At 74.8% G+C, this 2,184-nt stretch carries 2 protein-coding genes; both read right to left on the bottom strand.

Annotation, left to right across the window (positions count from 1 at the left end):
* The coding region (locus tag DQW06_RS11545; protein WP_117198418.1) for a hypothetical protein at positions 1-1,196 on the bottom strand (1,196 nt) is incomplete at its 3' end.
* A 133-nt stretch (positions 1,197-1,329) separates the two neighbouring features.
* The coding region (locus tag DQW06_RS11540; protein WP_117198417.1) for a site-specific integrase at positions 1,330-2,184 on the bottom strand (855 nt) is incomplete at its 5' end.

The raw sequence follows: 2,184 nt of genomic DNA, 5'->3' as shown, positions 1-2,184 counted from the left end.
CTCTGGGGCTCGGGCGGGGCCGCCGGCTCGGGTGCGGGGGGTTCCTCGGGCAGGAAGCCGCGGACCCGGAGGGGTTCGGCCTCCTCGGTGCCGAGTACGACCGGTTCGGGTAGCGGCGGGTGCTGGTCCTCGTCGGTGGTGGGGATGGCCGGTTCGGCCGGGGCGACGCGCTTCCACCACAGCGCGGCCTCCTCGGGGGGCAGTTCGGCCTCCACCTCCAGCCAGCCGCGTACCTGGGGGTGGCGCCGGGCGGCGTTCCAGGAGCGGGGGTAGGGCTGTTCGTCCAGGACCAGCAGGTGTTCGCCCTCCAGGGTGGGGATCTCGGCGGGCAGGCCCTCGTTCCACACCCAGGTGCCGTCGTGGGCGACCAGGTTCCACCAGCCGCGCACGGTCTGGGCGGCGGGGTCGGGGGCGCTGTCGCGGAAGGCGGCGACCCAGCGCGGGTCGGGCGGGTCCCCGGGCAGGCCCTGGCGGCGGGGGCCGATGAGGGCGTCGGCGAGCAGGGTGTGCAGCTGGGCGTTGTCGCCGATGCCCTCGAAGCGGACGCGGAAGGCGCGCTGGGAGGCGCGGTCCAGGACCAGGGCGCCGGTGGCCTCGGCCATGCGCAGCAGGTCGCGGACCTGGACGAACTCGGTGAGCAGGTCGGCGAGCTGGTTGGCGATGGCCAGGAGTTCGGCGTGCAGGGAGGGGTCGCGGCGCATGTGGGCGCGCACGGGGGCCTCGCTGAGCATGGTCCTGGCGGCCAGGCCGTGGCGGCGGATGGTCCACCAGCACATGGTGGCGCCGGGGGCGTCGTTGCCCAGGTCGGAGCTCACGCGGGCCTCGGCGTCGGCGGTGACGGCGTCGGGGTCGGGCGGGGCGTCGTTGCCGGTGCGTTCCCAGGCGCGGACGAAGACGATGGCGCCCCGGCCCATGGTGCGCAGGCGGCGCAGGACCTCGATGCCGGTGGGGCCGGGGTCGGTGCCCATCTCGACCAGGGCTCCGGCGACCACGGACAGGTCGGCGATGATGCCGGGGGCGGCGTGGTCTCCCGAGAGCAGGGGGGCCAGGGCCTCCAGGGCGAGTTCGCGTTCGGAGGCGGGGATCTGGGAGGCCAGCACGTAGACCTTGTGGACGGCCGGGGGGAAGTGTTGGGGGTCGGTGGCGACGGAGGCGTCGATCAGTTCTTGGAACGCCGCGCGAAACTCGTCGACCATGGGCCCGTCCCCTTTCTCACGGAACCAACCTAATGTCTCATCAGGGAAGGATCGCACTTTAACTGGTGATTTCGAGTACTACTGGTGTGTTTGTTGGCAAGCTGAGATGCCCAAGGGGCCCAGGAGGGCGGGGTCACAGGCCCAGCCGGGTGACGGCGTTGTCCTCCAGCGGGTTGGCGGTGCGGATGTAGTCGTGGACCGTGCGCGGGTTGGTCCAGCGGCCCTGGCGCATGATCTCGCGGTCGCTGGCCCCGCCCAGCGCGGCCTGGGTGGCGAACCCCGCCCTCAGGGAGTGCCCGCCGAAGTCGTCGGGGTCCAGCCCGGCGCGGCGGGCGTAGCGTTTGACCAGCTCCCCCACGGCCCGGCCCGACATCGGGCGCGACCCGAGGTGGCCGTGGCGGTCCACGGCGGGCAGCAGGGGGCGCTCGGAGCCGTCGGCCAGGTCCGTGCCCGGCCAGCCCTGGCACAGATGGGCCAGGGCCCCCTCGGGGCGGGGGCGCTCCAGCAGGGCGGCCACCGCCTCCTCACCGCCCGCGCGGTGGGTCTCGACCAGGGCGGCCCAGTCGGCGTAGGCGCACACCGGGCAGGTGTGGCGGTGCCGCCCCCGGGGCAGGGCGACCCGTTGGCCGTGGCGGCCCTCCTGGTCGGTCTTGGTCGCGCCCAGTGCCACCACCAGGGCGGGGGCACCGGTGGCGGGGTCGGTGTGCAGGGTCAGGTCGTCGAAGGTCAGCGCGGCCAGTTCGCTGCGGCGCAGGGCCCCGCCGAACCCGGTCAGCAGCAGCAGGGTGTCGCGTCTGCGGGCCACCCCGTGGGGGTGTTCGGGGCCCGGGCGCACCGACAGCAGCGCCTCCAGGACGGGCAGGATGACCGGTTCCTTGCGGCGCGGGCGGGCCCGGCGGGTGCGGCGGATGCCGCGCAGGGTCATGCGCACGACCTCGGCGCGGGTGGGCGAGTCCAGGCCCTGGCCCCCTCCAGCATCGAACGGCGC

The organism is Nocardiopsis sp. TNDT3 (assembly GCF_003427465.1).
Classification (GTDB): Bacteria; Actinomycetota; Actinomycetes; order Streptosporangiales; family Streptosporangiaceae; genus Nocardiopsis; species Nocardiopsis dassonvillei.
Note: the sequence above shows the minus strand (reverse complement) of the source record. Positions and strands in the feature narration are given on the sequence as shown.